A 22,307-nucleotide genomic window follows, 5' to 3' on the forward strand; every position below is an offset into this window, starting at 1 on the left:
GTCATGATTACCAGCCCGGAACCGCGCCGCCGTTAAAGATAGTTTCTGCCGCCTTCGCCACTTCCGGTGACTGATAAGATTGCAGGAATTCTTTTACATTCTCGGCATCTTTATTGTCTTCCCGCGCCACCAGAATGTTCACGTACGGTGAGTTTTTATCTTCAATAAATACGCTGTCATGTACCGGGGAAAGCCCGGTTTGCTGGATGTAGGTGGTACTGATAATCGCCACATCCACTTTTTGATCGTCCAGCACGCGCGGTAACTGTGCGCCTTCCAGTTCCATAATATTCAGATGCCGCGGATTATCAGTAATATCCAGCGCCGTTGGCAGCAGGCCAGTATCCGCTTTCAGAGTGATTAACTTCTCTTTTTGCAGCAGCAACAGCGCCCGCCCAAGGTTGGTTGGGTCGTTAGGTATCGCAATCGTCGCACCGTCTTTTAGCTCAGCAACGCTTTTGATTTTCTTCGAATATCCAGCCATCGGGAACACAAAGGTATTACCCACCGCGACCAGCTTATAGCCGTGCGCTTTATTATCTTGTTCAAGGAACGGACGATGCTGGAAAACGTTAGCATCCAGCTCACCATGGTTAGTGGCATCGTTGGGCAGCAGAGAGCCGCTAAACCCCACCAGCTCCACCTCCAGCCCATATTTTTCTTTAGCGACTTTCTTCGCGACTTCCGCCACATCCTGTTCTGCGCCGTTAATCACGCCCACTTTGATATGCTTTGCATCATTGCTCTGCTGATCGCATCCTGCCAGCAATAATCCCGCCAGTAATACCACCGCTCCGGCCCCGAAATAAGGTATCTTCAGTTTCACGTTTTATCCTTTTGCAATAACCGCCTGATGAGTAATGAAATGACTATAGCGGGAAGGCCGCTGCGGTTTAAAAAACGAAAAAGCATCAGCAAGAAGAAAAAAGCATAAAGCAGACATATGGACAAAAATGCCCGGTAGCGCTTACGCTGACCGGGCTGGTGACATGAGGTTATCTGTAGGCCGGATAAGCGAAGTGCCATCCGGCGATAACAACATCACACCATCTCTTTCACTATCTCCATCAACCTGACGACGTCTGCAGGCCGGGTATTGCCGGTCTGTGGGTCGATAATCGAGCTGTAAACATGTGGCATGACGCGCGGTACTCCCGCCTCCAGACAGGATTGCAGGATAACGCCGAAGTTTTCGAGATCGATCCCGCCGGTCGGTTCAATCAGCGTCATGCCGTTTCGTGCTGCAGTCGTCGCCAGTGCGTACAGCTCAGGCAGCGACCGCTCACCGCCCATCGGGAAGAATTTCGCCGCGTGAGCGCCGGAATCGAGCATCATACGTACCGCCGCATCGCAGGAAACGCGGGCTGGCGTTCCCTGGCTGCTGCTGACGCCGGTCGAGATCAACACTTCCCCCGGCGTGCCTGTGGGACTGACTAACGCGTTGATATGGGTCTGTTCACCGCCCGTGGCCGCCAGCGCCCCTGCCGCAAACCCACAACCGGTGAAGGTCTGGTTGACGTGTGCCGGATGGACCCGTGAGGCAATCATCGCCGCTTTGTAATACTGCGCCGGATCGCCCGCGCCCAACCCCACGGAAATTGATGGCACATCGGTCATCCAACGTTTTACTTCTTTGATCCCTTCTTCAACCGAGGAAAACTGCGCCGAAAGAATACCGATCACCGCGTGGCCTTCGGCAGCATCATAGATTTCCCGGGCATTAGCGATATCCTTCGCCAGTACGTTAATGGCCACTTTATTCCGATAAAAATTAATCTGCTGCATGGTCTGCAATCTCCTTTAATCGCGCCACGATCAGCGCCATTTCTCCTTCAGCGACCGTACGCGGGTCAAGACTAAAAACGCCCTGATGAAGGTTGTAACGACGAGCGTAAATCGCGATTTCACCCTCTCGCAGTTGCGCTTCTACGGCGTAAGCATCCATTCCCAGCACCTGCGCATTCACCCGAATACGTACCCGCCAGATGGCGCGTCCGGCCTCATCCTGCTCGATATCCGCATCCAGTCCGCGAATCGCTGAAATCGCCTGCGCCACGGGGCGGAGCTCTTCAGCGGTGACCACGGTTTGTTCCTGATGGTAGTTTTCCAGGGCATACACCAGCCCAACCATATTCTCTTTGCCGATTTTCATCGCCCGGGCAATCCCGTGGTGCTGCGCTTTACACGCGGCAATCCACTGTTTCTTCCCTGTGATAAATCCGGAGGTCGGCGCGTTAAAAGCTTTTGCCCCGCTGTAGACCACCATATCTGCCCCGCTCGCCACCCAGGCGTGTAAATCCTCCTCGGCGGCGGCATCGACAATTAGCGGCAGGTTGTGAACCTGCGCGACCTGCACAAAATCCGCAATGCTCAACATGCCTTTCTGCACACAGTGGTGCGATTTCACGTACAGCAGGGCGGCGGTGTTGTCGGTAATCGCGCTCTCCAGTTGCCAGCGGGCCGCCAGATTACTCGAGCCAACCTCCACCACCCGCCCGCCGCCCAGGCGGATGGCGCTGGTGATGGGCGCACCATAGTCAACGTTATGTCCGCGCAGCATAACCACTTCATTAGCCATACCTGCACTGTCCGGCATCAGCGTGACTCTTGCCTGGTCACCGCGGGTAATGGCGGCAGCAACAGCGATGGCAATACCCGCCGACGCACAGGAGGTGACATAGCTGTCTTCAGCGCCGGTGTAGCGGGAAACCAGTTCTCCGGTTCTGTCCACCAGCCGATCAATTTCAACAAAAGCCGAAGCTGCCCGCGCGGTGGCCTGCATCACTTCCGGGGCCACGCTGGAAACGCCCAAAATCGTCATTTTGCCGCAGGCGTTAATGACCTGTTTTAGCCCCAACTGTTGATAGATATTTTGCGTCATGGCTTACAGCACTCCCAGCAGCGAACAGACCACGCTGAGCGCGACAATCGACAGCAAAATCGTGGTATAACGCGGCCCTTTCTTTACCAGGTAGAAGTAAATGGCGAACACCGCCGCCAGCGGTAACAGACCGGGGGCAATAGAGTCGAGGATTTGCTGAACCACCACTTCAGAACCTTTCAGGGCACTGAGTTTTAACGGCGTGGTGATCTTGACGTAGCTAGCAGAAAGCGCCCCCATCATGATCAAGCCCAGCACGTTCGCGCCGTAGATAAGCTCCTTTATTCGCCCTCCCTGCAGCAGGCCAATTATCGAGTCACGCCCCAGCGTATAGCCTTTGTGAACCATGCCATAGCTGATTGCCAGCGTAATAGCAGGATAGAGAATTAACGGCACAATTCCGCCCATCGCGCTGCCATTGGCGGCGAACGGAATGAATATAGCAATTAACAGCGGCATCACGGCGGCCCAGATGATGGAATCCCCCATCCCGGCCAGCGGTCCCATCAGTCCGGTTTTAATCCCGGTGATGGAGGCATCGCTGATCGGCTCGCCGCGGGTTTTCTGTTCCTCCATCGCAATGGAGATCCCCTGAATCACCGCCCCGAACGTCTGCTCCGAGTTGAAGAAGTTCAAATGGCGTTTCAGCGCTTCAACCTGCTCCTCTTTTTGCGGGTAGAGTTTTTTGATGATCGGCGTCATTGAGGCGCAGAAAATCAGGCTCTGCAATCGTTCATAGGAGCTGGAAACTTCCGCACCCAGCCAGTAGATAAACCAGGCTTTGGTGATGTCTGCTTTAGTCAGCGTGCCGCTTTCGCGCGCGCGCTCCACCAGTTCATGCTGCATTACGTCGCTGCTCATCATGCTGCTCCTTCATTTTTCGCCAGACCTTTAATCAGGAAGGCCACGCAGGTGCCAAAGATTGCCATCGCCATGATGTCCACCTTCAGGTACAGCACCGCAAAGAATCCGCCGATAAACCACGGCAGCAGACTCTTTTTACCGATCACCATAATGGTGATGGCGAAGCCCAGCGCCGGCAGAATGCCGCCCATAATTTCAAAGGAGTGGGTGAGCCAGTGAGGCATCAGCTTCAGGAAGCTTTCCACCACGTCCTGACCAAAATAGTTAGCGGCGAAAACCACCGGGAAACGCAGCACCAGCCCGAGTAACGCCGGGTAGAGGAACGCACAGCGCATAATGCCCGCCATATTTGCCGTTTCCGCATGCTTGTCGGCCATATGCACCCACGCCGCGTTTAACGTGCGGCGCAGCTGGTCGAGAAACACGCCGATGACGCCAAACGGGATCGCCAGTGCGATAGCCAGGTTCGGGTCCATTCCGGCCTTCACGGCGATAGGAATTGAAATACAGGCAGCCAGCGCCGGATCCGACGGGACGTTGCCGCCCGGCGTGGAGGTCACGCCGAGATAAACCAGCTGCATACCTGCGCCGATGATCATCGCCGTTTCCATGTTGCCTAACAGCAGGCCAACGAATACGGCAATCACGACGGGTTGTAGCAGCATGGCTGAGAAGGTGTAGCCAAGGCGTAATCGGGCAAACCAGTAATACAACCCCATCAGGCTTGCAAAGACTAAAGTATCCATAATTAAGTACCCTGTTATCAAAGAATTAGAATTTTTTCAGGATATCGTCCAGCGACTGAGGCTTATCTTCCGGGATAGTCTGGAAGAACACCTGAATCCCACGATTTTTCAGGTCGCTCAGAATGCCGACGTCTTTTTCATCCAGCGTAATGTTCTGGAATACCGCTTTGCGGTTTGGCCCACCGCCCAGTCCACCGACCTGAATGGTAGTGACGTCAAATCCCAACTGGACCGCTTCCTGAACCGCCGCCAGAGAAGGGAACAGCACCAGCACTTTGCCGTCACCAAGCTGGTTTTCTTTCCAGGCTGCCGCAAAACTTTGGTTACTGAAACAATCCACTTTGATGTTCGGCGGCGCGGCCATCAGGTAGATGTTTTTCATAAACGGATCGGCATCCAGCTCATCGCTGACCACCGCAATCCGGTTTGCCTGAGATTGCCCAACCCATTTGGTCACCACTTGTCCATGAATCAGACGGCTATCGATACGACATAAAACGATGTTTGCCATGATGTTTATTCCTTATTGTGATTGTTGTAATTGACGTACGTGGGCAACAACGTCCAGGCAGCTGCTACGCCCGGCCTCGACCAGATCGGCCACGCAGGTGGTCAGTTGGCCATGCTCGCGTTTGTCGAGCGCCTCCAGTAACAACGAGGCGTTGAGCCCAGAAATCACTGCCACCGGGTAATCGGCGCTCAGCCGTGCCGCCACGTTAGAGGTGGTTCCGCCAATAAAATCGGTCAGGATCAGTGAGCCTTCCGGCATAGCTTTCACTACGGCTTCGACGCGCTGATAAAATTCGCCGAGCGTATCAACGGGCATCAGCGCAATTTCCGTCACGCCTTTGATTTCGCCCATCACCATGCGCAGGCTGTTGCAAAGCTGTTGCCCCCAGCCGCCATGGGTCAGCAGCAGGATCTGGGGCAAGGATTCAGTGGTAGTCAAAATGGCCTCCTGGCTCGATTACATAGACATAGGTAAACAGAGCAAAGGCTGTGCCAGAATTTGTGTCACGCGGGGGAGTTATGGATGCCGACGGGGCGCAAAGCCCCGCAAGTCTTGGGATTAGCTATACAGCAGTTCGTAGATATAAAAATATTCCGCGTCCGATAAGCGAATGGCATAGGCCTCTTCGATCGGCAGGAAAGCAGATTTAATGACACTAAACGCGCGAACATCCAGATCCGGCTTGTTCTCCAGCGCCATCTGTAACGGTTTGCGGTTAATCACGATACGCTCGACCATACAGCAGCAGTGGATCAGGAAGCGCAGTGTCACCTGACGGCTCGGTTTGAGCGAAAGCGTGGTGGTCAGATGATTCAGCACGCCTTCCATCTCTTTCAGAATACGCTGCGGGTTGAGCACCGAAATATGGTTAATGATGCTCTCCATGGTCAACGCGCTGATAAAGCGCATCGCGCTGCGCTCCATCTCCAGACGGCGTTCGCTGCTGGAGAGATCGGGCGTCAGCAGGCTGAGCACCAGTTCAGGGCCTTGCTCAGAGAACAGCTCCTCGAGCGAGATAAACGGAATATCCGGCAGTCCCGGCTGGAAAGTACCCACGATTCCCGCCAGACGTTCACTGGCGTTAATCGCCTGCTGAACGCGCTCCAGGCTGCGAACTTCGTTGTAATCGAGGATCACCATCCGCGTATCCTGCGACATCAGCTCGCCGAAGCTCTCTTCCAGCACCTTTTTGATTTTTTCTGCTGTTCCCATCCCGGTAATGCAGGAGATAACCAGCACTTTACCGCTGTTTTCCTGCTGCGGCGTACAGAGCTGACAGGGAATATTTTTGCTCTGCATCAACGCCGCCAACTGCGGCAAGTCGCTGGTTTCGTAGCTTAAATCCAGCCCAATCTCCAGCAGGCTGGTGAGCGTAATATTGGGCATCAGCAGAACATCTATCTGGAATAATTTGCTGATCGTACTGCCAAAATGGACCAGCGAGCCAATATCCACCATCAGGATTAATCGGCGATATTGCCGGGTCTGGATCATCTGCGTCAGGGCTTCCAGCGTGTCATGCACCGACTGCTCGAAAGGCATATCGATAGCGCTGAACACCTCGCGCTCCAGTACGCGATTCACGTACTGCGCCTGACTTGTGGCGGTCGTAGCACCGTGAGCAATCAAAATCACCCCGCAGTCCGGACTGGCGTCAATCCGTTGGCGGTAATGGCGACACTCTTTGAGGAACAGGCACAGCCAGACCACCTCCGTCGCCGGACACTGAATATGCAGCAGTTCATTGATTTTTCGGCATAACAACGTAGCGTTTTCGTATTCATCTTTGCAGCGATCGAGGATCAGGCTGGAAGAATAAAGTTGCGGAATAAGGCCACGCTGCACATAGCCAATCAGCGCCAGGAAGTGTTTGCGTAACGGATTAACCAGATTTTCCGGCAGCGTGAAGCCAAGCACCTGCTCAACACAGCCGATCAGCAGCGTGACTCGCTCTTCAATCTGATCGCCATAGCGCGGGGGATGCGCCACGCTGTCGCGGCTATAGAGACCATATTCAAAAATCGAGCTGAGTTTGTTTTTGAGGATTGCCAGCGTTTCGGCTGGCGGTACGTTACTGTTACGCAGATTGATATATTCCCGGGTCAGGAAGCTATAAAAGAGATCGCTCTCTTCAATTTCAGCTCCGGTGGCCAGCGAATTTTTCAGTGCCGGTAGCGTGCGGGCATCAATGCTCAGGTGCTCTTTGCCTTCGAACAGCGCCCCAACCAGCAGACGTTGCTCCGGCGTGGCGTTAAAGGGGAGCTCGGTCAGACGTTTATCCAGCTGTAGCGTATCGCTGTGCTCCGTCATTCCCGAAGCCCAGGCCTGGGCGCAGAGAAACTGAATATCGCTCTTGAGCTGACCAATATTGCCTTCCAGGGGCTTGTTCAGCAGCCAGAGCAGCAGGGTACGGTCGATGCTTATCGTACGCTCGATTTTGCGGCTCTCACGCTGTAAGAAGCCAACGATCAGTTCAACCTGCTCTTCCACCGAACGCTGGCGTATGCCAGGGAGATCGATACATACCTGAATACGTCGCTGGAAAGTGCGCAGCAATGCCGAACTTACCGGTTCGGTGGTCGCACATATCAGGCGAACCGAGATTGAACGCGCCACGGCGCTTGAACCCAGCGGCCGGTATTCGCCTTTGTCGAGAATAGAGAACAGCTTTTCCTGGCCTTCATACGGCAGACGATGCACTTCATCGAGCAGGAGATAGCCGCCATCAGCCTGTTCGACCAGACCGGGTTTATTCTCGTTTGCGCCGGTAAACGCCCCCTGTCGATGACCAAACAGGTGTGAAGAGAGCAGCTCCGGGTTATGCGCGTATTCCGCGCAGTTGAAATAGACCAGCGGGGGAGGCGTTCCCGCTGCACGTTCGCAGGCGAAACGGTGCATCAGTTCGGCAAAAAAGGTTTTACCTACGCCGGAGGGACCGGTTAGCAGAACATGCAGCCCGTGGGGATACAGCACCGCCGCGCGGCCTTTTTCCACCGCATCGCGCAGGCTGCGATCGTAACCAATCAGGCCGGAAAAGGGATCGTCTGTCGCCTGGTTTTCCTGAACAGGCAACAGGTCGGCAACGGTTTGCACTTCACGCTCGGACTCATCCAGTTTGCGCCCCAGCAGCGTTTCAATCGCCTGACGATGCAGAAAGAATACCGGGCGACCGCGGCTTTTAATCGCCAGGCCGTCGTTCCAGAGCTGATTGAGATCTTTACTGACCGAGTTGCGCGCCAGCCCGAGGTTGAAGCCGATAGCCTCCGCCGTGAACGCCCTTTCCTGCGCCAGATGGGCAAGATTCAGTCCTCGCGTCAGCCGTTCCAGCTCTCCCAGTATTATCTCAATCCGTCTCATCTCTTTACCGCTTAAGAAATAAATGATTGTTCAGAACATACACTATTCTGCTGCGCAAGAAAGTGAGGCGGCGTCCAGACCTTCCGGTCATCAAAACGTTTTTGACAAATAATGGCGCGCGGAACCGGTTTCCGGGAAGTTATCGAGGGTCATTTGCAGCTGATAGCCGTTTTTCTGATAAAACGGCAGCGCCTGGAAACTCATGGTATCCACCAGCGCATGCAGGCATCCTCTCTCACGCGCCGTCTGTTCTGCGGCCTGCATCAATTTTGTGCCGTAACCGCCTTTACGCAGTGAATCATGCATCCACAGAAAATCAATGCACAGCCATTCGCCTTTGATTTTGCCGATCAACCCGCCCAGAATTTCATTGCGCTCATCGCGCCAGTACACCGCCAGGTCGCCAAAATTGGTGGTTTTCAGAAACTGGCGGTTGTAAGCGCGCAACCCGGCAAGCAGGGCATTTTGATCGTCTTCGGTAATCGTATCCGTAATCTGTATTTGCATCCTATCCTCCTAAAATAACTACAACTTCTGGCTGATTTATTTTTGACATTAACACAGGGTGATGAGTGAGTCGTATGCCGTCTACACTTACTCTTGAGATGATGCGCATAGACAACAAGGATTATTATCATGAAACGAGTCATTTTCCCGATTATTGCCGTCCTTTTCATGCTACCCGTTCTGGCGCAAGCCGACTCGGCATATGGCAGTCTGCAGGCTGTACACGAAAAGAATACCGTTTTGAAGGATTTACGTAAGATTTGCACCCCGCAAGGCTCGCCATCTGATGAGGTATGGGAAAAAACGATTATGGCTGATACGCGTAACCAACAGCACATCCGCGAAGCCATTCTGGCAATTCAAAGAAACAATCAGAACAACTACTGGGAAGCGCTTGGCAAAGTTGAATGCCCGGATTTATAGGCGTGAAGCGAAATAGCCCCACGCCAGAGGGACAGCGTTAACGCTGAGGAATAATTAAGTCGCCACGCAGCACGTACGAACCCAGCACGCTTTGGGTTTTCTCATTGAGCCAACTGACGATCCGCGCCGCCATGGCATCCATAGAATATTCAATCGCCGGGATAGTTGGGATACCCGGCAGATGCAGCGCTCCGGCCAGACTAAAGACCATAATGTCTTGCGGAACGGATTTATTAAACGCCTGCAACTGCGGGATAACCCGCTGTGCCTGCTGCTCATCCGCCACCAGCAGCGCGTTGAAATTTAGCGTCGACGCGTTGTTAAGCAGCTCCTGCAAGGCCACTGACGATGACGTGGCGGCCATAAACACCAGGTTACGGTTAAACGGCAGGAAGTTTTTTTCCAGCGCGTGTTTATAGCCCAACAGCACCTGATCGGAGAAGCCCATTCCGTCCGGATGAATTAAAGCAATCTGGCGTCGATTCTGACTTATCAAATAGTTACAGGCAGTTTCGGTGGCAAATTCATGATCGAACTGAATGCTGTTGACGTCATCGCCGGAATCCAGACAATCCACCAGAATGACATTCTCCTGATTGATATTGAGCGGGAAACGCGCGCCGATAATCAGGACGTCGTCGCACAAACCGCAGCTTAATTCATCAAGAGCGCTCATGACTTCCGCTTTGGTATTGGCAAAACGCAGCAGCAGGTGCTTTTGATGCTGGCTTAGATGCTTTTCCAGCGCGTAGAGATAACCCGTGGTCTGATTGATGTTGTCCTGCGCGCATATCACGCCAATACAGCCGGTAGACTGGCTGAGTAGCGACTGCGCAATCACGTTCGGACGATAATTGAGTTCATCCACCGCTTTCAGCACAGCGATGCGGCTGGCCTCTTTTACGCCACGCGAACCGCTCAACACGCGTGACACAGTGGCTTTTGACACGCCAGCCAAACGCGATACATCGTTGATAGTAGACATCATTCTCCCCTGACAGGACCCGCCAGGCCCTTTCCATCCTGAATTTAACATTGGCTCAAATAATCGCCATCCGCAGTATAGCTGTTTCCGTTTTTCATGGAAACCGATTTTCCATTTGGACTCAAAAAGAGATTTCCACAGCCAATTTCGTGAGCTAAATCCAAATAATTAGCCTCATAAGAATAAGATCTTGATGGCTGTCACAATTCCGGTTTCCATGAATGGAAACCGGTTTCCGTATGATATCAAATCAGACTCGCAATAAGTTTTTACATTTAAAGGATGGTTCACCATGTTCAGGATTATGTTGTGTTGTTCGGCAGGGATGTCCACCAGCTTGCTGGTTCGTAAAATGATTGAGGAGGCAGAGTCTCGCGGATTGCCCGTGAAGATTGAGGCCTACGGCGTTTCCGAATTTGACATTCAGTTTCCAAATTACCAGGTGGTACTGCTCGGCCCCCAGGTAAAGTACATGCTTAATACGCTCTCCGAAAAGGCTGCCACCCAGGGTATACCCGTAAAAGCCATAGATATGATGGATTACGGTATGCAACGCGGTGACAAAGTGCTGGATTATGCTCTGTCGCTGATTGAAGCGACACACTAAAAGGGTGTCACTATGAGTTCGTTATATCAGTCAATGGTTGCCGTCATTGAACAATCCATCACCCCGCTCGCCGGCAAGTTAGGGCAGCAGAAGTATGTGATTGCAATTCGTGACGGTTTTACGGCGGCGCTGCCGTTTATGATCATCGGCTCCTTCATGCTGGTGTTTATTTTTCCGCCGTTCTCTGCCGATACCACCAACAGCTTTGCCCGGGGCTGGCTCGATTTCTCGGCAACGTATCGTGAACAGCTGATGCTGCCGTTTAACCTCAGCATGGGTGTTATGACGTTCTTTATCTCCGTGGGCATTGGCGCCAGTCTGGGCCGTCAGTTTAACCTCGATCCGGTGATGTCTGGCCTGCTGGCCTTTATGGCGTTTTTACTGGTTGCTGCGCCGTATGCCGAAGGTAAAATCTCGACGCAGTATCTTTCCGGTCAGGGGATCTTTACCGCGCTCATCACCGCCATATACTCCACCCGCATGTATGCATGGCTGAAGCAGAATAACGTGACAATCCGCCTGCCGAAGGAAGTACCGACCGGCGTCGCGCGTTCTTTCGAGATCCTCATTCCAGTACTGGTGGTGATTGCGACCCTGCATCCGTTGAACCTGTTTATCGAAGCACAAACCGGGATGATCATCCCGCAGGCGATTATGCACCTGCTGGAGCCGCTGGTTTCCGCTTCAGACTCACTGCCCGCTATTCTGCTTTCTGTTCTGCTGTGCCAGATTTTCTGGTTTGCCGGCATCCACGGCTCATTGATCGTAACCGGCATAATGAACCCGTTCTGGATGGCGAATCTGTCCGCTAACCAGGCCGCTCTGGCGGCGGGCGCGGCGCTGCCTCACGTCTATCTGCAAGGTTTCTGGGATCACTACCTGCTGATTGGCGGCGTTGGTTCGACTTTACCGCTGGCATTCCTGCTTCTGCGCAGTCGCGTCGCCCATCTGCGTACTATCGGCAAAATGGGAATTGTGCCTAGTTTCTTTAATATCAATGAGCCTATTCTGTTTGGTGCGCCAATCATCATGAACCCGATGTTGTTCATCCCGTTTGTCTGCGTCCCACTGGTCAACGCCGTGTTGGCCTATAGCGCCACCAAACTCGGCTGGCTGGCACAAGTGGTTTCGCTGACACCGTGGACCACGCCTGCGCCGATCGGTGCTTCCTGGGCCGCGAACTGGGCATTAAGCCCGGTGGTGATGTGCTTTATCTGTATGGCGATGTCAGCGCTGATGTACCTGCCATTCCTGCGTGCTTACGAACGTTCTTTGCTGAAAACCGAAGAGCAAAAAGCCCAGGATGCAGTCTCCGTGGTGAACGCTGCCCGTAGCAACTCATAATGAATCAAGGAGTCAGAACAATGAGATACCGTTTTCCTGAAAACTTCTGGTGGGGCAGTGCCTGCTCAGCGCTGCAAACCGAAGGGGATAGCCTGAACGGCGGCAAAAGCCAGACCACGTGGGACGTGTGGTTCGATCGTCAGCCAGGTCGTTTCCATCAGGGGGTTGGCCCGGCAACTACCTCGACCTTTTATCAGCACTGGAAACAAGACATCGCATTGCTCAAACAGCTGAAACACAACAGCTTCCGTACGTCTCTGAGCTGGTCGCGACTGATCCCGGACGGTACCGGCGAGGTTAATCCTGAAGCTGTCGATTTCTATAACAACATCATCGACGAGCTGCTGGCACAAGGTATTACGCCATTTATCACCCTGTTCCACTTCGATATGCCGATGGTGATGCAGGAGAAAGGCGGCTGGGAAAACCGTGAAGTGGTCGAGGCGTTTGGCCGCTACGCACAGACCTGTTTTACATTGTTCGGCAACCGGGTTAAGCACTGGTTTACCTTTAACGAGCCAATTGTCCCGGTAGAAGGCGGCTATCTGTATGACTTCCATTACCCTAACGTAGTGGATTTCAAACGTGCAGCCACCGTGGCGTATCACACCGTACTGGCGCATTCCACGGCGGTTCGGGCGTATCGTGGCGCAAACCATGACGGTGAAATCGGCGTGGTGCTGAATTTAACGCCTTCCTATCCACGCTCACAAAATCCGGCGGATGTGAAAGCCGCACACTATGCGGATCTGCTGTTTAACCGCAGCTTCCTCGATCCGGTGCTGAAGGGTGAATATCCGGCAGATTTGGTCGAACTGCTGAAAGAGTACGATCAATTACCGGCATGCCAGCCGGGCGACCGCCAGTTAATCGCCGAGGGCAAAATCGATCTGCTCGGCATCAACTACTATCAGCCGCGTCGAGTCAAATGCCGTGATAGCGCCGTCAACCCGGATGCACCGTTTATGCCGGAGTGGCTGTTTGATTATTACGAAATGCCGGGTCGGAAAATGAATCCTTACCGTGGCTGGGAAATTTATGAGCCGGGTATTTACGATATTATTACTAATCTACGTGATAATTATGGTAACCCGCGCTGTTTTATTTCGGAAAACGGTATGGGAGTCGAGAATGAGCAGCGTTTTATTCAGCAAGAGCAAATCAACGACAGCTACCGTATTGAATTTGTTGCTGAGCATCTCAAATGGCTACATAAAGGAATTAGCGAAGGGTGTAATTGTCTTGGCTACCATATGTGGACCTTTATTGATAACTGGTCATGGCTCAACGGCTATAAAAACCGCTACGGCTTTGTCCAGTTAGATTTAGAAACGCAAAAACGTACGGTGAAAAAGAGCGGCGAATGGTTTGCCCACACCGCCGAAAATAACGGATTCGATTAGGAAGAGAACAACATGATTGCATTAGAAGAAGCAGTAATGGAAATCATCGTCAATGCCGGACAGTCCCGCAGTCTGTGCTTCGAAGCGCTGCACGCCGCGCGTGCCGGGAACTTTGACGAAGCGAAAAGCCTGCTTCGTGAGGCTGACGGCTACGCCCGTCAGGCTCATCACATGCAAACCAAATTGATTGAACAGGACGCCGGGGAAGCCCGGCAACCAATGACATTGATTATGGTGCATGCGCAGGACCACTTAATGACGTCGTTATTAGCCCGCGAACTGTCAGAAGAAATTATTCATCTGTATCAGCGTTAATCGTTAATTAAACATTCAACAACGGAGAAAGCATTACGATTAAATAAAACAGTCCTGTACCCGTTATTAAAACAGAAAAATCAACTTGTTTTGGTGATAGCAAATTCAACCGAGACGGGATGGTTATTATCTTAAAATAAATTAATGCACACGCTTATTCAGAATGCTCCGCGCGAACTGAAGGGTAAAGTGTCGATGAGATAACCATGAACATGATAAAAAAACTTCCAGTCACGCTGGCGGTAGTCGCCGCGCTGTGCCCAATTTCTGTCCTCGCACAGGAATTCACACAAGAACAAATCGATGCCATCGTCGCCAAAGCAGTCGATAAAGCGCTGGCGGAGCGTCAGGCGAAAATGGACGCTGCCGTCGCGAAAAAAACCGATGTTATTAACGAGCCGCAAAGCGCGGCGCAATCGCCGGATATGGCGATTCCGTTCGGTGTGAAATTCAGCGGCTATGCACGTTACGGCGCGCATTTCCAGAGCGGCGATCAGAAATACGTTGGCGTCGATGGCTCCTACAACGGTGCTTCCGCCATCGGTCGTTTAGGTAACGAAGGCAACGGCGGCGAGTTCCAGCTATCGAAAGCGTTCAAAAGCGACAACGGCGCAATCTGGGACATTAACGTGATGATCGACCACTGGGGCGACGAAGTTAACCTGAAAAAAGCCTACGCTGGCGTCACCAACGTCCTGGAATCCAATCCCAACGCCTATATCTGGGCAGGCCGTGACTTCCACCAGCGTCCGCAACAGGGTATCAATGACTACTTCTGGATGAACCACGACGGCCAGGGCGCTGGGGTGAAGAACTTCGACATCGGCGGTGTACAGTTTGATGTCGCCACCGTTGCCGCAGTTGAATCTTGCAGCCCGGAAGTGATGGAGGACGAAGCTAACCCATCGCGTATTACCTGTACCGGCGGTTCCGGCACCGGCGATAAAGGCAACTACGCGGTGACGTCAAAAATTCACAATATGAAAGTGGGCCCGCTGGATCTGGAGATCTACGCCAACTACGGTTTTGACTCCAAAGCCGTCGAGAGCGATGACCGCCTGAAAGCCTGGCAGGGTGCCTTCGTGTTGAGCCACACCAACGACAGCGGCGTGAATAAAGTGATTGCCCGTTATTCTGATAACTCTGACAACAGCGTCTATAACAAAACCGACGACCTGACCACGGTTTACGCCAGCTTCGAGGGAAGCCATAAGTTTACCCGCCAGGCGCAGGTGGAATACCTGTTAGCGTTCCATGATTACGACAACAGCGCCGATAAGAGCGATAACCGTAAGAACTACGGCGCGATTGTGCGTCCAATGTACTTCTGGAACGACGTTCACTCCACCTGGCTGGAAGCGGGCTATCAGCGGGTTGATTATGACAACGGCGGGGATAACCACGGCTGGAAGCTGACGCTGTCGCAGAATATGTCGATCGCTATGGGGCCGGAGTTCCGCCCGATGCTGCGCTTCTACGTCACTGGCGGCAAGGTGGATAACGATCGCACCGCGCGGGTGAACGGCACGTCAGACGAAACGTTGGACGACTTTAACCTTGGCGCCATGTGGGAAGCATGGTTCTGATTAGTGAGCCGTGAAGTGCCGGATGCGGCGAGAACGCCTTATCCGGCCTACGATGACAGCGCCATCCGGCGAACAACACAGGAGTTTATTGCATACCCTTTATGCGAACTTTCGCTGCCACCAGAAGCGCCGTCAGCAGCATCAGGCTGCCGGAGAGCATCAGGGGCGACAGCAGTCCGAGGTTATCGAGCGCATAGCCTCCCACTGCTGCCCCGCAGGTATTGGCAAGCTGGATCACGGCGACCTGGACGGATCCGGCTTTTTCTGCCTGATCGGCAAGCGAGCGGGTGATCCACGTCGACCAACCGACCGGTACCAACGCAAACGCCAGTCCCCAGATAATCGCAATGCCTGCCGCCACAACTTTGTCGCTGCCCCACAGAATCAGGACCAGCGCGCTGAGCGCCAGCACCAGCGGCGCACCGGCTAAGGCCAGTTTTACCGAGCGCTTCAGAATTACCGAGGAGAGCGACGTCCCGACAAAGCTGGCGATACCAAAACTCAGCAGCACCAGCGTCAGGCCATCAACGCCAAAGCCCGCCAGATTCATATAGATCGGACGAATATAGGTAAAGAAGGCGAACTGCCCGGCAAAGGACATGAAGATGGCAATCATCCCGGCCATCACGCCCGGGCGCTGCAGCAGACTGAACATGTTTTGTTTCTGATGCGAAGGTTCGCCCGGCAGCGAAGGCAGCGCTCTCACCACCCATATGGTACACAACACCCCCATTACCGCCGCCGCGTTAAACACGTTGCGCCAGCCGATAATGCCGCCCAAAAAGCTCCCCAACGGCGCGGCAATCACCAGCGCGATTGAAACTGCGCCAAAAATCACCGACAGCGCTTTCGGTACCGTACGTGCGGGAACCAGACGCATGGTCAGCGACGCCGACATCGCCCAGAAACCGCCAAGTGCCAGACCGAGGCAGGCACGGCCAACGAGCAACAGCGAAAAAGAGTTGGCAAAGGAAACCAGCAGGCAGGAGAGCGTTAGCAGCACCGAAAACAGGATCACCACGTAGCGACGATCGGTCGCCTGAATAATTTGCGTCACAAACAGGCTGGCGAACATGGCGACAAACGCAGTCACGGTCACCGATTGTCCGGCAACGCCTTCAGAAATCCCCAGATGCTGCGCCATCGGCGTTAACAGGCTAACGGGCAGAAATTCAACGGTTATCAGGCAGGCAACGCAGAACGCCACGGCAAATACCGCCGACCAGTTCGGGCGGACATTTGCCTCAGCGCGGGATTTTTGTTCAACAGCTTCACTCATTTTGTTACCTGCGTGGGGTTATTGTAGAAAAGTTACGCAGTGTAACATTAAATTTGTGACGTATTTAACGTTTTGACAACTATTCCCCGGATGCCGGCTGCGCCTTATCCGGCTTACGATTGAACCTGTTTGTAAGCCTGATAAGCGTAGCGCCATCAGGCATCACTATCAGTGCAGCCAGTGCACGCCATCTTCGGGCTGGAAAAAGGCGTTATAGCGCATCTGAAACGCATTAAGCTCCTGCATATCCGGCTCCATCTCGCGCAGAAATCCGAGCGCCAGACGCACCTGCGCGTCGGTAATCGGTGCAGCCAGCCGGGCTTTTTGCAGCCAACGGTGCCACTGCAGCAGATTCTGCTCACTGCCGTCGACAATCACGATTTGCCAGATCAACAGCACCTGGGCGGCATTTTGCAGATGTGATTCATCCGGGCGGTGCAGGTACTGTAAAAAAGCCTCACCCTGTACTTTTCCCATCTGATCGATCATCGATTCTACCGGCACGACATCAATATTCAGTCGCTCGCTCAGACGACGAATTGCCCGCCGCGACCCGGACGTCAATACCCGAAAACCCACCACAAAAACAACCACCAACGTGGCCAGCATTATCCAAATCATTAATGACGATACCCGCCTGCTTAAACTAATTTTTCCGAGAGTGACTGGCAGGCTTCGCGCACCCACTGTGAATATTGTGGAATACAATCTTTAGGCATTTGTAATTCAACGCCGCTGATACTTATTGCCGCAATTACTTCTTTATTACGATTAAATACCGGTGCAGCAATGCAATAGATGCCAGGGGAGTCCTCGGCGTTATCAAATACCCAACCCTGCTCGCGGATTTTGGCAAACTCTTTCATCAACGCTTTTTTGCTGGTAATGGTGGTATCTGTATACTGCGGCAATTCCTCATTCGGTAACAGTTCATCTATTTTATCCTGCGGCAGCCAGGCACAAAGCGCTTTCCCCACACCGGAGCTGTGCATCGGTAACTTTTTACCGACCCAGGTACGAATACTAATAGCCTGAGTGTTTTCCAGCTTCATGAGATAAATTGGGGCAACTTCATCCAGTATGCCCAGATGGCAGGTCAGGTCCGTTTGCTCACGCAGTTTTTCCAAAACTGGAAGCGCTGCATTACGGATATCAAACTGTTCCAGCGAACGATTCCCCCATTCATACAGCTTTAGTCCCAAAAAGAAACGCCCCTTTTCCAGGCGCAAAAGATGATGCTCAACAAGGGCATTTAGCAACGAGGATGTGCTGCTTTTGGGTAATCCCAGATCCTGCTGAATCTGGCTGAACGTCGCCCCAGGGGAATTGAAAAGGTAATTACAGATTTTTACTGTCTTATCCAATGCGGGAACAGAGGTCGTAATGTCTTGGTTCATGCGCTATTAATCTTTTTTTATTCATAGACTCTGCACAGTATACCGCAATCACTTTTCTCAGGAATGCGGCTTTTTTGCACATCTGCAAATGAGCTCCATTCCCTAAATGTCAATTCCCCAAACTCGATCCATCTCACAATTGTTCGTTTTTTCCGCAAAAAGCATTGACGAACGATTTGGATATTTGCTGTACTAACTTCAACATACAGAACACAAGTTCCACATACAGAACTAGGGGAGTGGCAATGTTGAACGTTTTCAAAGGTATTTTCCCGCCAGTACCGACCATCGTTGACGATAACGGTGAATTGGATCGCGCAGGAATGGCAGCAATGATTGACCATGTTATTAGCAATGGTGCTGACGGTATGTTGATTCTGGGCAGCGGCGGCGAATTCTCACATTTATCGTCTGAGCAAAGAAAACAGATTGCAGAATTTAGTCTGCAACATGTTGCCGACAGAGTTCCAGTTCTCATCGGTATTGCCTGCGCGAGCACTGCGGAAACTATCCAGCTTGGAAAACACGCCGAAAACGCGGGGGCACAAGGAGTACTGGTAGTTAACCCCTATTATGCAAAACTCAGCGATGAGGCCCGCTTTACGCATTACAAACGGATCGCAGAAGCGTTAAGCATCCCAGTCTTCTTATATAACTTTCCAGAGCTAACCGGTCAGGATATTGGTTTAAACGTCATCACCCGTCTTGCCCGTGATGTACCAAATATCGTCGGTATTAAAGACACTATTGATAACATTAGCCACACAAGGGAAATTATTAATCGAGTTCACTGTTTTCGCCCAGATTTTATCATTTTCAGCGGTTATGACGAATATTTACTTGATACATTACTACTGGGTGGACATGGCGGAATTCCGGCAACCTTTAACTTTGCGCCTCATATTACGCGGGGAATTTATCAGGCTGTTCAACAAAACGATCTTGCTACAGCCAAAACGCTTCAACAACAACTTGCCGGATTATCACCTTTATATGCCTTAGAACAACCTTTCTTCGGCGTTATAAAAACCGCCATAAAATTAAGTGGTGTGGACATATCTACCGCAGTTGTCCCTCCTGCATTACCGTTAGATAAAGAAAAAATAGCGCAGGTTAAGAGTATTTTGACCCGTATCTCGGTATAAACCAGCATGAGAGCAATGATAATGAACATCAACCCTGTACTAAAATTGAATCCCAAAGATGATGTGGTTATCGCAAGACAAACAGTCCCCAGTGAAACCTGGCTTGAAGACGAACAAATTACGGTTTTGAGTGAAATTCCTGCAGGGCATAAAATCGCCCTGCGTGCGCTGAGTGTCGGCGACGCGGTCAAGCGCTATGGACAGATTATAGGCTTCGCAACCCAGCCGATTAAACCTGGCGAACACGTCCACATGCACAATTTGGGAATGGGCGATTTTGAGCGCGACTATGCCTGGGGTGAAGATTGCCATTCACTTCCTCCAGTCCCTCAACAAGATACATTTATGGGTATCCGCCGTGCAGATGGCCGAGCAGCCACACGTAACTACATCGGTATTTTAAGCTCCGTCAACTGCAGCGCCACTGTCGTCAGGGCCATTGAGGATCACTTCCGCCTGCACGGCCTTGCAGATTATCCAAACGTTGATGGCGTAGTATCATTACCACAAAGTTTTGGCTGCGCTATCGGCGCTAAAAGTGAATCAATGGACGTCATGAGACGTACGATGGCCGGTTATGCCACCCATGCAAACTTCGCCGGAGTAATCATCATTGGTTTGGGATGCGAATCCAGTCAAATTAAAGACATGATGAACGCCCATGGCCTGGCCGATGGCCCCATGATGCACAGTTATACCATTCAGGATGTAGGCGGCACACGCCACGCCATTGAGAAAGGTATTATCCTGGTTAACCAGATGCTACCTGTTGCTAACCAGGTTACACGTCAACCCATCCCTGCTTCAGAAATTATCCTCGCGCTTGAGTGTGGCGGTTCCGACAGCTATTCCGGGATTTCGGCCAATCCAGCTCTGGGCTATGCGGCAGATAAACTGGTGCAACAAGGCGGAACAGCAATTTTATCTGAAACCTCGGAAATTTATGGCGCTGAACATCTTCTTACCCGCCGCGCCGTTTCTCGCGAAGTAGGTGAAAAACTCATTGCACGCATTCACTGGTGGGAAGAGTATTGCCGCCGTACCGGGAGCGAAATGAACAATAACCCCTCGGCCGGTAACAAAGTCGGCGGATTGACGACGATTCTGGAAAAATCACTAGGTGGTATTGCTAAAGCAGGCACAACCAATCTGACAGAAGTGTATGAGTATGCCGAACCGGTAACCGCGAAAGGCTTTGTCTTTATGGATACTCCTGGATATGACCCCATCGCCGTCACGGGTCAAATCGCCGGAGGGGCAAATCTTCTGTGTTTCACCACAGGCCGCGGTTCGGCCTTTGGTTCCAAACCAACGCCAAGCCTGAAGTTGGCTACCAATAATGCGCTTTGGGAACGCCAACAGGAGGATATGGATATTAATTGCGGAACCATTGTCGAGGGGGAAGAAACCATTGCGGAAGTTGGCGAACGTATTTACCAGATGATCCTTGAAATGGCATCCGGAAAAAAAACGAAGAGTGAGGAATTTGGCTATGGCAGTCAAGAATTCGTCCCCTGGACTATTGGCTCCATAATGTAACGCTCCACAATATAATAATACCTCGTACCGCCATACTCACTATGAGTATGGCAAGGAGTCTTTATGTCTATTATTAATACAAATACTGAAGAAGATAAATTAAAGGCAACAACAGTAAGATGGCGGATATTTATCATCATGCTTTTATTAGGTGCCATTAACTATATTGACCGCACCTCTCTTTCTATTGCCATGCCTTATATTACGGATGAATTTGGTATTACTGACACCCGCGTTGTCGGCGTTATTCATAGTGCTTTTTTCTGGGCGTATGCATTAATGCAAATTCCCAGTGGCATCATTGCCGATAAATTCAAAGCCAGAAATATCATTGCCCTGGCCACTATCTTATGGGGTGCATTTCAGGCCGTCGCAGCTCTGTGTCACTCTATTTTCACCCTTTCACTTTCTCGTCTGGGGTTAGGCGTCACTGAATCTCCAATCATGCCCGCTGGTGCGAAGTTAATGGGGACATGGTTAACACCAACAGAGCGCGGACGCGGTTCGATGCTGCTTGATGGTGGCGCCCCCCTGGGCACGGCGTTAGGCGCAGTAATCATCGCCGGTCTTATTGCAATGTTCGACTCCTGGCGTATGGCATTTGTAGTGGCAGGCGTCGGAACAATGGTCGTCGGCCTTCTGGCCTGGTGGTACATCCGCACATATCCATCAGAACATCCGAGCATTAATAAAGCTGAGCTGGACCACATTGCTGCCGCAAACGGCGCGGAAACCAGCAGCAAAAAATACCGTTTAGCTGATATCAAACCTTACCTGAAACAACGAAATGTAATTGCGCTTATCGGGGGGTGGGTCTGCTACAGCTTTGTGTTCTACGGTCTGATGACCTGGCTGCCGCTCTATTTTCAAGCCACCTACGGTTTTGATATCAAATCGATGGGCGGAGCAATGGCGCTGATCTTCCTGCTGTGCTTTGTCGGCCAATTGACGGGCGGTTACATTATGGATAAATGGCGCAGCAAAGGAGCAAAAACAAGCCGTGTTATGCATACCATGTTGGCTATTTCCGCCACTACTGCTGGTGTTGGCATTTTCCTTTGCGCACAAAGTTCGACGCCAGCCGTCGCCATCACCTTACTCACTATTGCCCTTTTCCCTCTGCGGTGGGCCAGCGTTTACTGGTCAATACCGGGACTGTTGGGCGCACAATCTGTTGCAGGCACCATTTGCGGGACCATGAACTTCACTAGTAACCTGTTCGCCGCCATCTTACCCATTTTTATCGGTTTCCTGGTTCAATCTACCGGCAACTATTACGCCGCCATGATGTTCTTTGCACTGGCTGCAGTGGGTTATCTCATCTGCTCGCTACTGATCAACTTTGATAAAAAAATGGTCATTGCCGACGATTAATCAACTGACTTTGAAACAACCTGAATACGAGATGCTTCAGCCTC

General features: G+C 52.1%; 22 protein-coding genes. 9 read left to right on the plus strand and 13 right to left on the minus strand.

Annotated elements, in window-relative coordinates; translation table 11 throughout:
• Positions 1–7: 7 nt before the first annotated feature.
• The 9 genes from nlpA to LA337_23160 form a co-directional block, all read right to left on the minus strand.
• Entirely contained in the window at positions 8–826 is an 819-nt protein-coding gene (gene nlpA, locus LA337_23120) for a lipoprotein NlpA (GenBank protein UBI16005.1), read from the minus strand.
• A gap of 215 nt (positions 827–1,041) precedes the next feature.
• Positions 1,042–1,785 (minus strand): 2-dehydro-3-deoxy-phosphogluconate aldolase, encoded by a 744-nt coding sequence (locus LA337_23125; GenBank protein ID UBI16006.1) that lies wholly within the window; start codon positions 1,783–1,785, stop codon positions 1,042–1,044.
• Positions 1,772–2,881, minus strand: a complete 1,110-nt coding sequence (dgaE, locus tag LA337_23130) for a D-glucosaminate-6-phosphate ammonia lyase (protein ID UBI16007.1) — start codon at positions 2,879–2,881, stop codon at positions 1,772–1,774. Before dgaE ends, LA337_23125 begins: the two co-directional genes overlap by 14 nt.
• A gap of 3 nt (positions 2,882–2,884) precedes the next feature.
• Positions 2,885–3,745 (minus strand): PTS system mannose/fructose/sorbose family transporter subunit IID, encoded by an 861-nt coding sequence (locus tag LA337_23135; GenBank protein ID UBI16008.1) that lies wholly within the window; start codon positions 3,743–3,745, stop codon positions 2,885–2,887.
• A complete protein-coding gene (locus LA337_23140; protein UBI16009.1) occupies positions 3,742–4,491 on the minus strand; it encodes a PTS sugar transporter subunit IIC in 750 nt (249 codons plus the stop codon). The genes LA337_23135 and LA337_23140 overlap by 4 nt, the downstream gene beginning before the upstream one ends.
• 25 nt (positions 4,492–4,516) lie before the next feature.
• Entirely contained in the window at positions 4,517–5,002 is a 486-nt protein-coding gene (locus LA337_23145) for a PTS system mannose/fructose/N-acetylgalactosamine-transporter subunit IIB (GenBank protein UBI16010.1), read from the minus strand.
• Positions 5,003–5,014: 12 nt separating this feature from the next.
• Positions 5,015–5,440 carry a PTS sugar transporter subunit IIA gene (locus LA337_23150; protein UBI16011.1) on the minus strand — a complete coding sequence of 142 codons (426 nt, stop codon included), beginning with the start codon at positions 5,438–5,440 and terminating at the stop codon, positions 5,015–5,017.
• Between the two features lie 120 nt (positions 5,441–5,560).
• Positions 5,561–8,359, minus strand: coding sequence for a transcriptional regulator DagR (gene dagR, locus LA337_23155; protein UBI16012.1), 2,799 nt, complete (start codon positions 8,357–8,359; stop codon positions 5,561–5,563).
• 90 nt (positions 8,360–8,449) lie between these two features.
• The gene (locus LA337_23160) at positions 8,450–8,866 is read right to left on the minus strand and encodes a GNAT family N-acetyltransferase (GenBank protein ID UBI16013.1); all 417 of its coding nucleotides are present in this window, start codon (positions 8,864–8,866) and stop codon (positions 8,450–8,452) included.
• 129 nt (positions 8,867–8,995) lie between these two features.
• Here LA337_23160 and LA337_23165 point away from each other — a divergent pair, with 129 nt between their 5' ends.
• Positions 8,996–9,289 carry a hypothetical protein gene (locus LA337_23165; GenBank protein UBI16014.1) on the plus strand — a complete coding sequence of 98 codons (294 nt, stop codon included), beginning with the start codon at positions 8,996–8,998 and terminating at the stop codon, positions 9,287–9,289.
• 37 nt (positions 9,290–9,326) lie between these two features.
• Here the strand turns inward: LA337_23165 and LA337_23170 are convergent, their stop codons facing one another.
• Positions 9,327–10,274 carry a LacI family transcriptional regulator gene (locus LA337_23170; protein UBI18541.1) on the minus strand — a complete coding sequence of 316 codons (948 nt, stop codon included), beginning with the start codon at positions 10,272–10,274 and terminating at the stop codon, positions 9,327–9,329.
• Between the two features lie 292 nt (positions 10,275–10,566).
• Here LA337_23170 and LA337_23175 point away from each other — a divergent pair, with 292 nt between their 5' ends.
• From LA337_23175 to LA337_23195, 5 genes are all read left to right on the plus strand, one after another.
• Positions 10,567–10,881 (plus strand): PTS sugar transporter subunit IIB, encoded by a 315-nt coding sequence (locus tag LA337_23175; protein UBI16015.1) that lies wholly within the window; start codon positions 10,567–10,569, stop codon positions 10,879–10,881.
• Positions 10,882–10,893: 12 nt separating this feature from the next.
• Entirely contained in the window at positions 10,894–12,225 is a 1,332-nt protein-coding gene (locus tag LA337_23180) for a PTS sugar transporter subunit IIC (GenBank protein UBI16016.1), read from the plus strand.
• Positions 12,226–12,245: 20 nt separating this feature from the next.
• The gene (locus LA337_23185) at positions 12,246–13,628 is read left to right on the plus strand and encodes a glycoside hydrolase family 1 protein (protein ID UBI16017.1); all 1,383 of its coding nucleotides are present in this window, start codon (positions 12,246–12,248) and stop codon (positions 13,626–13,628) included.
• Positions 13,629–13,640: 12 nt separating this feature from the next.
• The gene (locus LA337_23190; GenBank protein UBI16018.1) at positions 13,641–13,943 is read left to right on the plus strand and encodes a PTS lactose/cellobiose transporter subunit IIA; all 303 of its coding nucleotides are present in this window, start codon (positions 13,641–13,643) and stop codon (positions 13,941–13,943) included.
• Between the two features lie 206 nt (positions 13,944–14,149).
• The gene (locus LA337_23195; protein ID UBI16019.1) at positions 14,150–15,529 is read left to right on the plus strand and encodes a carbohydrate porin; all 1,380 of its coding nucleotides are present in this window, start codon (positions 14,150–14,152) and stop codon (positions 15,527–15,529) included.
• A gap of 85 nt (positions 15,530–15,614) precedes the next feature.
• Here LA337_23195 and nepI read toward each other — a convergent pair whose 3' ends face one another.
• From nepI to LA337_23210, 3 genes are all read right to left on the minus strand, one after another.
• Positions 15,615–16,808 (minus strand): purine ribonucleoside efflux pump NepI, encoded by a 1,194-nt coding sequence (gene nepI, locus LA337_23200; protein ID UBI16020.1) that lies wholly within the window; start codon positions 16,806–16,808, stop codon positions 15,615–15,617.
• A gap of 168 nt (positions 16,809–16,976) precedes the next feature.
• Complete coding sequence (locus tag LA337_23205) at positions 16,977–17,429, minus strand: DUF1198 domain-containing protein (GenBank protein ID UBI16021.1); 453 nt, start codon at positions 17,427–17,429, stop codon at positions 16,977–16,979.
• 20 nt (positions 17,430–17,449) lie between these two features.
• On the minus strand, positions 17,450–18,205 hold the full coding sequence (locus LA337_23210) for an IclR family transcriptional regulator (GenBank protein UBI16022.1): 756 nt from the start codon (positions 18,203–18,205) through the stop codon (positions 17,450–17,452).
• A 245-nt stretch (positions 18,206–18,450) separates the two neighbouring features.
• On the opposite strand from LA337_23210, the gene LA337_23215 reads away from it, so the two are divergent.
• The 3 genes from LA337_23215 to LA337_23225 all read left to right on the plus strand — a co-directional run bounded on the left by LA337_23215 (position 18,451) and on the right by LA337_23225 (position 22,263).
• Positions 18,451–19,350 carry a dihydrodipicolinate synthase family protein gene (locus LA337_23215; protein ID UBI16023.1) on the plus strand — a complete coding sequence of 300 codons (900 nt, stop codon included), beginning with the start codon at positions 18,451–18,453 and terminating at the stop codon, positions 19,348–19,350.
• Between the two features lie 21 nt (positions 19,351–19,371).
• The gene (locus LA337_23220) at positions 19,372–20,889 is read left to right on the plus strand and encodes an altronate dehydratase family protein (protein UBI16024.1); all 1,518 of its coding nucleotides are present in this window, start codon (positions 19,372–19,374) and stop codon (positions 20,887–20,889) included.
• Between the two features lie 63 nt (positions 20,890–20,952).
• Positions 20,953–22,263: an MFS transporter gene (locus LA337_23225; protein UBI16025.1), complete on the plus strand. Its 1,311-nt coding sequence runs from the start codon at positions 20,953–20,955 to the stop codon at positions 22,261–22,263.
• The last annotated feature ends 44 nt before the right edge of the window (positions 22,264–22,307 follow it).

This window comes from Citrobacter europaeus, from assembly GCA_020099315.1.
Taxonomy (GTDB): Bacteria; Pseudomonadota; Gammaproteobacteria; order Enterobacterales; family Enterobacteriaceae; genus Citrobacter; species Citrobacter europaeus.